Annotated in this window: 4 protein-coding genes; 2 read left to right on the top strand and 2 right to left on the bottom strand. The window is 52.8% G+C overall.

The features are described from left to right. The first annotated feature begins 140 nt into the window (after positions 1-140). Positions 141-3650, top strand: a complete 3510-nt coding sequence (locus tag ACIGG6_RS12835; RefSeq protein ID WP_399844871.1) for a YobI family P-loop NTPase — start codon at positions 141-143, stop codon at positions 3648-3650. 264 nt (positions 3651-3914) lie between these two features. Here ACIGG6_RS12835 and ACIGG6_RS12830 read toward each other — a convergent pair whose 3' ends face one another. Continuing rightward, positions 3915-5495 carry a deoxyribodipyrimidine photo-lyase/cryptochrome family protein gene (locus ACIGG6_RS12830; RefSeq protein WP_399844870.1) on the bottom strand — a complete coding sequence of 527 codons (1581 nt, stop codon included), beginning with the start codon at positions 5493-5495 and terminating at the stop codon, positions 3915-3917. 111 nt (positions 5496-5606) lie between these two features. Between ACIGG6_RS12830 and ACIGG6_RS12825 the strand changes: the two genes are divergently transcribed. Next, positions 5607-5909, top strand: coding sequence for an antibiotic biosynthesis monooxygenase family protein (locus ACIGG6_RS12825; RefSeq protein WP_062363117.1), 303 nt, complete (start codon positions 5607-5609; stop codon positions 5907-5909). 42 nt (positions 5910-5951) lie between these two features. Here ACIGG6_RS12825 and ACIGG6_RS12820 read toward each other — a convergent pair whose 3' ends face one another. After that, positions 5952-7217, bottom strand: a complete 1266-nt coding sequence (locus tag ACIGG6_RS12820) for a Zn-dependent hydrolase (RefSeq protein WP_399844868.1) — start codon at positions 7215-7217, stop codon at positions 5952-5954. Positions 7218-7306 lie beyond the last annotated feature (89 nt).

Genomic DNA, 7306 nt, shown 5'->3' with positions numbered 1-7306 from the left:
TTTGAATTCTTCAGTGTAACGGGGACGGCTCATGGATCCTCCTAGATACCTTTAGTATAAGGCCTGGAGGTGTCTATGAAACCTGGGGCGATTCATGGTTAGAAAAAAGATACGCCTCAAGTGAAGAAAAATCTAAGTTCGTGGATCTCGCGCCAACGGATGAAGCAGACAAGGCCGGCGTATATTCTGAAGCAATTCTGTTTGCAACGAACAATGCGAAGGTGTCCAATATTGCCCTAACCGGCCCCTATGGGTCGGGAAAGAGCAGCATTATCCAAACCTTCTTGAAGAATTATCGACGGCCTGCGCTCCATATCTCTCTCGCTGCGTTCGTTCCCGAGGCCGATTCAAAGGGCGAGAAGGTGAGCCGACAAGAGATTGAGAGAAGTATCCTGCAGCAGATGCTGTATGGTGCTGACGCAAACAAACTTCCGCTATCGCGTTTCAAAAGAATTCAGTCGCCCGGTCGTGTTAGATCGCTTTTTAAATCTCTTTGCATAATGATTGGGGGGCTTGCGCTCTGGTACGTGTTTAATCAGAGAGAAGATATCATCAGCGGTACTTTTCTCGTTCCGTTCGCACTTAGCAATTGGCTCAATCTGGGAATGTTCTCGCTCGCGGTAATATTCCTCTGGGTGACATTACATCACTTTTATGTCGCTAGCTTCGGTCTATCATTGAAGAGTATCTCGTTGAAGGACGTTGAAATACGGCCTGCAGTTGATGACCAGACATCCATACTGAACCGCCACCTAGACGAAATAGTCTATTTCTTCCAATCAACCGATTACGATCTCGTAATCATTGAGGATATAGATCGATTTGACGACGCCGAGATATTCGTCACTCTGCGTGAAATTAATAGCCTTGTTAACGAGAATGCTGGCGTGAAGCGTACCATCAGATTCCTCTACGCCCTGCGCGATGACATGTTTATCAATACCGACCGCACCAAGTTTTTTGAGTTCATTATCCCCGTCATTCCGGTTATCAACACATCAAACTCGATAGACATGGTATTGAAACAGGGAAAGAGGCTTGAGCTTGATGAGCACCTTGATCGACAATTTCTCAGAGAGGTCTCACGATACCTGAACGACCTGAGGCTAATTCAGAATATCTTCAATGAATATGCCATTTATATGGCTAATTTGAAAAATGATGGAGAAAATCTGCTCAATGCCAACAAGCTCCTCGCCATTCTTATCTATAAAAACGTTTACCCAAGGGACTTTGAACAATTGCACCGCGGTGCGGGAAATCTCGCTAAAATATTGAATTACCAAAGTGTGCTCATCGGGAATGGTGAGGCCATATATAGGGCCGAGATCGCGGAACTCGAAAAGCAGCTTGAAGCTGCTGAGCGACAGACTCCTTCGGATCTGAGAGAGTTGCGACAAATCTATGCTATGGCTCTGATTGAGAAGCTTCCAGTGAATGTTCAAACCGTTCGTATTAATGGATCACAATGGATCCCGCTTCCACAGCTTGTTAGCCACGATGAATTCGAGCAACTTATAGAGACTTCTCGTCTTAGCGGCCGCAATTCCCAAGGTCATTTACAGCAGATAGATATTTCCAAATTGCAAGCCGAGGTGGACTCTCAGAAATCCTACCTGCAACGCAAGGAGGAGATCGAAAATAAAACGGCGGACAATAAGAATAAGACGCTGCGCCGAATACACGATCTCAGATTAAAGATCCCAATACTTCGCATGACTAAACTCAATGAGCTTTTGAGATTGAACGCCAATCACTTGGAGAAGCTTTTTGAAGGTTTCGGCGAAAACGGAGAGCTTGCACGCTTCCTGATTCTGGAAGGCCATCTCGACGATACCTACTATCAATACACTTCACTTTTTCACTCAGGCCGTTTGTCGCCCAATGACAATAAGTTTCTGATCCAGATACGGGCATTCGTCACACCTGAGCCGGGTTTTCCAATCGACAATCCAAAAGAGGTTATCTCAGCGATGCGAGATGAGGACTTCCGGCAAAGCTATGTCTTAAACGTCAAGCTCGTCGATAGTCTGCTAAATGACCGGAGTCGCTACCTCGACCAAACAAAGAAACTTTTCGAGTTTATCGCGTCTGAATTCGAGAGCTGCGAGGGCTTTTTCGATGCTTATTACACTAGTGGCCAATATGTTGCGGGTCTTCTTTCCGGATTAGCTGACATCTGGAAAGGTCTTGTCCCAGCTGCCATTGCCAGCCCCAACAGTACTTCCCACGTTACCCGGCTGGTCGCGAACTTACCAGAAGCCTCGCTCAAAGTTCTCGCAAAAGATTATGCCGAGTTACCGGAATTTGTTTCGGTGAACCTTCCAGAGATTCTGGCGAATTCAACCGAGCTAGCACCTGAACGACTTGCATGCCTAGATTTTGAGGTCAAAGACCTGACTGCAATTAAAGAGCACTCCGAAATTATACGCTTCATGTTCGAGAAGGGGCTTTTCGAACTCACGATTTCGAACCTGGAATATGTTTACCAAACTATTTTGGGAAAGAAAAATATTGAGCCGCTACGTGAGAGAAACTTCACTACCATACTTTCAGCGAATAACGCAACCTTGATAGAGCGAGTCGAACGCGATTTTGACCGCTACCTGAGTGATATTCTTTTGGCACTTCAAGGCAATTCAAAGGAGGATGCGTCTGCTATTCTCGCCTTGGTTCGTCACGATACGCTTGATCAAAATCATCTGCGGGAGTTTCTTGAACGGCAGACGACCCTGCTGCCAACTCTAGAAGGTGTGCCCGAAAGGTTGCACTCAATGCTGTTCACGCTAAATATGGTTGAACCAACTTGGGTGAACTGTCTTGTTTTTATGGAAGGAGAAGAGTTCAAGGCAGATAGCTTGGTTGGCTATCTTGATCAAGATACTGTCCGTGCAACTATCCTTCAACACCCCATTCCAAGTGACTCGGATTCACTGCAGTTGCGTGAATTTCTCATCGGCGCGGGCTCGCTGTCTGATGACGCCTATAGAGAATATGTTCACGCCCTACCGAAGCCGTTTAAGAAGCTGCCCGAAGGACTGGAACCAGCCAAGTTTAGAATCCTAATCGAAGAAGGAAAAATCTTATTCTCTGCGGAGAATCTCGACGCACTCGCTGAAAACATGGATTTACAGGTACTATTCGTGGCAGCCAATATCGATAAATATTTAGCAGATCCAGTCAGCTTTGCATTTGACGATGACTTCCGAGAGGAACTTCTTCGATCTGGAATCGATAATGGAGCCAAGCTCGGGATAGTCGAATTGATGGATCTAGGAGCTCTCGAGGGACTTCCAGAGCGATCAGCACTTATCGGTCCAATTATTAACAGCGCCGACGCAGATATATCCATCCTTAATAGTATTAGTGCGCAACTTTTAATAGCACATGCTACGCCCATAGAGACGCAAATTTCGCTTTTTAACAAATGTCATTCTCTTATGACGGATGATGAGGTGCGTCAAGTCTTGGTTAATCTACCGAACCCCTTTTCAGAAATAAAAACTGGGAACTATACAGCGAGGCTGAAAAACACTCCTGAGAATAAGAATTTAGCCAGATGGCTTGATTCAAGAAATATTATTTCGACATGGAGTGAGGGTAGCTACTTCACTAACGATGATATAAAAGTGAATCTCTATAGGCGTTGATAAGGGGCTTCCAAACTCTGCACTGGATCGGCTCAGTGTCTACTTAACCTCCCGCCTGGAACGCCCCTCAGAACGCTTATGGCCAACTGATCCTCATCGGTTTCAATGGTCAGCAAAAACGTTCCTCTTACACCGTGTGTCGGTAATGGCATCCTCAATAGAGTACGACCGGCACTGAGTGGAATCATCAGGTGCATAGGGGCAACACCAATCCGGCCACGTCCTCTGGCTAAGAGATTAGCTAGCCCAAGCCAAGCATAACCGCTAACCATCTCCCACCACGCCCTCATCAAACAACGGAAGCTGCTGCTGATTATCGGCTGTAGCTTTTTTACCACGCCGAGCGGTCGGCCGCCGCTGACTAGCCAGCTTATCCACAATCGCCTGACTGGCATCGCGGGCCTCCGGCGTGCGACGCAGTTCATAAAGCAGCTTCTTCCAGTAGCGCGCTTCGGCTTCGAAATCGTTGGGGATGGGATAGTCAACGCCCGGCTGAAAGCAGAACCGTTTTTGCAGGCTTTCCGGTAGCGCCCAGGGTTTGGCGCGCCATTCCTGAGGCAGCGGCGAAAGCTCGGGCACCCAGCGGGCGATGAACTCACCGGTGGGGTCGTTATCTTCTGCTTGCTTGATCGGGTTGTAGACCCGCATGGCGTTGGTGCCGGTAGCGCCTGCCTGCATCTGCACCTGGGGGTAGTGAATGCCCGGCTCGAAGTCGGTAAATAGCCGAGCCAAGTGCAGGGCAGGCTCGTACCAATGCAGCCCCAGGCCAAAGGTGGCGTGGGAGAGCAGCATGGCGCGCATGCGAAAGTTGATCCAGCCGGTGTTGGTCAGGCTGCGCATGCAGGCATCCACCAGCGGCACGCCGGTTTGGCCGCGCTTCCAGGCGATCAGGTTGGGATGTTCCGGGTCGCGCTCCCGCAGGCCGCGCAGCGCCGGGTGCAGGGTTTGATACTCGATGCTGGGTTCGCTCTCCAGCTTCTGAATAAAGTGGCAGTGCCAGTAGAGCCGCGAGGTAAAGGCGCGCAGCGAGCGGGCCCAGGCGGTGTCGTCGGCGTGCTTTTGCCGCTGGCGGCGCAGGGATTGCACTACTTCCCGCATGGAGAGCGTGCCCCATGCCAAGTGCGGGGAGAGCCGCGATCCAAACTCCCAGGCCAATAACGGTTTAGAGAGCGAGCCGCGATAGCGACGCCCGCGCTGAGTAATAAAGCTCAGCCACAGCGCGCGGCCTTCACTGCGCCCGCCGCGCTGGCGTTGGGGGCAGGGCGTGGTATCGAACCCCAAAGTGAGCGAGGGCAGTTGCGCTACGTCTACGTGATGAAATGCTTCCCAACCGGGTGCTGCCACCGCTGTTGGCGGGGCGGTGTAGGTGCGGGCGGCCATCAGCGCTTCCCAGTGGCTTTCCCAGCGGGATTGATGCCCCGTGCGGCTACTCAGCCCGCGAATCACGCCCTGCTGGCGGGCTTCCTGCCAGGGCACTTGGTGGGCGTGGCACCACGCTTGAACGCGCTGGTCGCGCTCAAAGCTCCAGGCGTTGCCAGTCTCTTGGTGGGAGTGCAGCACCAGTTCGCCGTAGCGGGCTTTGAGCGCGGCCAGGCACTCCACCATATCGCCTTGCCACAGACAGAGCGGCAGGCCCAGCGTGTTGAGCGCTTGGGCAAGATCAACCAGCGAATCGGCGGCAAACTGCCAGTGGCGCAAGGCGCTGTCGGGTGCTTGCCACTGCTCAGGCTCGATGGCGAATAGCGGCAGCACGGGGCCCGCCGCAGCGGCGTTGGCCAGCGGTGCATGATCGTGAATGCGTAAATCGCGTTTGAACCAAACGATCTGAAGGGGTGCCTGAGCCATTAGCCGTAACGCCTGTTCGTCACTTATCTATTCGTGATGCAGTGATGACGTTACCATCAAGCGATTGTTTGCGTAACCAACTGAGTCACACCCGCTCACAGGAGAGCCACTATGTATATCGCCATGAACCGTTTTCGGATTGCCCCAGGCCGCGAAGAGGATTTTCTAGAGGTATGGCGCAACCGCGATTCCCACTTGGACGAAGTGCCGGGCTTCAAGCAGTTCCAAATGCTGCAGGGCGAAAGCCAGGAAGACCACACCGTGTTTATCTCCCACAGCGTGTGGGAGTCCGAAGAGGCCTTCCGCGCCTGGACGAAGTCAGACGCCTTCCGCAAGGCCCACGCCAATGCCAAAGCGCCAGAAGGCATCTACCTTGGCCCGCCTAAGTTTGAAGGGTTTGAGGTGGTGTTGTAAGGCAGGAAATGGCTACCGCACTTGGGTGCGGTAGCGTTACTTTCAGGCGGTGCCTGCTGCTTCTAACATGGCGTGCAGCAGCACGTTACACCCTGCATGAACATCGCCTGGCGTCGCGCTTTCCGCTTCGTTGTGGCTGATGCCGTCTTTGCAGGGAATAAAGATCATCGCCGCTGGGGCCACTCGGCCAATGAAAATCGCATCGTGCCCCGCGCCGCTGATGATATCCATATGAGATAACTCTAGCTTTTCAGCCCCTTGGCGCACGGCGTCGACACACGCTTTATCGAAATACTCGGGGGCAAAATCCGCCGTGGGCGTTAATTCATAGGTTAACCCGTGGCGCTGGCAAATCTCCTCAATCGCGGCGGCCACCGCGTCGCCCATAGCTGTTAATGCATTTGGCTCCCAGTGGCGCATGTCCAGGGTCATCTTTACCTGCCCAGGAATCACGTTGCGCGAGCCGGGGTGCAGCGCCATATACCCGACGGTGCCGCGCCCGTGGGGCTGGTGTTCGTTGGCAATCCGGTTGAGCGCTTGGGTCACTTCCGCTGCACCCATCATGGCGTCTCGGCGCAGGTGCATGGGAGTGGGTCCGGCATGGGCCTCTAGGCCGGTAAGAGTGAGATCAAACCATTTCTGGCCCAGTGCGCCAATCACCACGCCAATGGTGGTGTCGGTGTCTTCCAGGATAGGGCCTTGCTCGATATGCGGCTCAAAGTAGGCCTGAATCTCGCTGGGCGATACCTCGTCGCTGCCTCGGTAGTGAATGGCGTCTAGGGCATCGCTGACCGACACGCCATCGGCGTCTTTACGTGCCATCATGGCATCGAATTCCAGCTCGCCGGTAAACACGCCGGAGCCCATCATGCAGGGCGGGAATCGGCAGCCCTCTTCGTTGGTCCACGCGACCACTTCAATCGGCGCTTTAGTGGTAATGCGGTGTTCGTTTAAGGTGCGAATGACTTCCAGCCCTGCCAGCACGCCAAAGCAGCCGTCGTACTTACCGCCCGTGGGCTGGCTATCCAGGTGGCTGCCTGCCATCACCGTTTTGGCGTTGGGGTCGCTGCCTTCTCGGCGGGCAAAAATATTGCCGATATTATCGATGCGAATGGTGCAGCCTTCGGCGCGGCACCACTGAATAAACAGGTCGCGGCCTTGGCGGTCTAGCTCGGTCAATGCTTGGCGATTGACGCCGCCTTTCGCGGTAGCGCCCAGCGTGGCCATCTCCATCAGTGCCGCCCACAGGCGGTCGCTGTCGGTGCGTAAATGATCGAGTGTCGTGGTGGGGTCAACAAGCGAGTTCATACGTTATGTCGTCCTTTTCAAAGTGGCACAGGCAATGCTGGCGGCGTCCTGTTAGTTGTTATTGGCTATTAGCCAGCGTAGAGATAAAT

This window comes from Vreelandella lionensis (genome assembly GCF_044543515.1).
Taxonomy (GTDB): Bacteria; Pseudomonadota; Gammaproteobacteria; order Pseudomonadales; family Halomonadaceae; genus Vreelandella; species Vreelandella lionensis.
The sequence above is the reverse complement of the archived record's forward strand: the minus strand, read 5'-3'. Positions and strand labels throughout refer to the sequence as shown.